2 protein-coding genes are annotated in these 1103 nt (G+C 34.6%); both read left to right on the plus strand.

The window, feature by feature from the left end; translation table 11 throughout:
- The first annotated feature begins 308 nt into the window (after nucleotides 1-308).
- Complete coding sequence (locus L1967_RS22220) at nucleotides 309-554, plus strand: AbrB/MazE/SpoVT family DNA-binding domain-containing protein (RefSeq protein WP_249603678.1); 246 nt, start codon at nucleotides 309-311, stop codon at nucleotides 552-554.
- A complete protein-coding gene (locus L1967_RS22225; RefSeq protein ID WP_249603679.1) occupies nucleotides 545-868 on the plus strand; it encodes a type II toxin-antitoxin system PemK/MazF family toxin in 324 nt (107 codons plus the stop codon). The genes L1967_RS22220 and L1967_RS22225 overlap by 10 nt, the downstream gene beginning before the upstream one ends.
- Nucleotides 869-1103 lie beyond the last annotated feature (235 nt).

Below are 1103 nucleotides of genomic sequence, written 5' to 3' on the forward strand. Positions count from 1 at the left end.
TCTCTATGAGGGTACTACTTTTTTTTCATAACTTTCAATGAATTAATTACACAATACTTAAAGGTAGTGAATAGTGATTTAACGATCTCTTGAAGCTACCTTTAGGTTTAGTTCAACAACGTGTATAGTTCATTGCTTCTGAAATTCCTATCGGAATTTCCTCGCAATTTTACTATCTTGGTTTCTTAATCTGAAAATCCTTGCGGATTTTCAAGCAACAAACCATACACAAACACGTTGGCATTAATACGGAACAAATTTTGATATCCCAATAAAATGTATTTACTTTGTAATAACATTTAAAAATTATGGAAACTTCAATAATCAAAATCGGAAATTCAAAAGGACTTCGCTTAAGTAAGACCATTTTGGAAAAATATAATATTAGAGACAAGGTTGAACTCATCCTTGAAAAAGGACAGATAATTCTTAAACCAATCGCTTCACCAAGAAAAAATTGGGAAAAGGAATTTATGAAAATGAGTGAAAACGGAGACGACAAGCTACTTATGAATGATGTGTTTGATGATGAAAACCTTGAAGAATGGATTTAAATCAATATTCAATCGTTCTTGTAAATCTTGACCCAACAATAGGGAGTGAAATAAAAAAGACAAGACCTTGTGTAATCGTTTCACCAAATGAAATGAATAAATATTTGAACACAATCGTACTTGCACCAATGACAACGAATCTAAAAAAATATCCAACAAGAGTTTCCGTAAAACACAATGGAAAAAAGGGAATGATTGCAATCGACCAAATTCGGACAGTTGACAAAACTAGAATCATCAGAGTTTTTGAAAGTCTGACAAAATCGGAAATTGAAAAATGTAAAGAAGTGATAAAAGAAACCTTTGTTGACTAAAAAAATAAGTACTAATGCCAATCGAGTGGATGGCTCCGCCATCAAATGACGGAGTGCACCCCTCACACCACCCAGCGTACGGGTCTCGTACTGGGCGGTTCAACAATGAAACTAATCGATTGTAGTATTCGATTAGACTAACATAACCTTTCATTTTTAAGCGTTCTACGGTAATGGTGGTACGCAAAATAGGACTCTTGGCAACTGCCCAACCGCCCATTCTGGTACGGCTCCA

This window comes from Zunongwangia pacifica (assembly GCF_023499215.1).
Classification (GTDB): Bacteria; Bacteroidota; Bacteroidia; order Flavobacteriales; family Flavobacteriaceae; genus Zunongwangia; species Zunongwangia pacifica.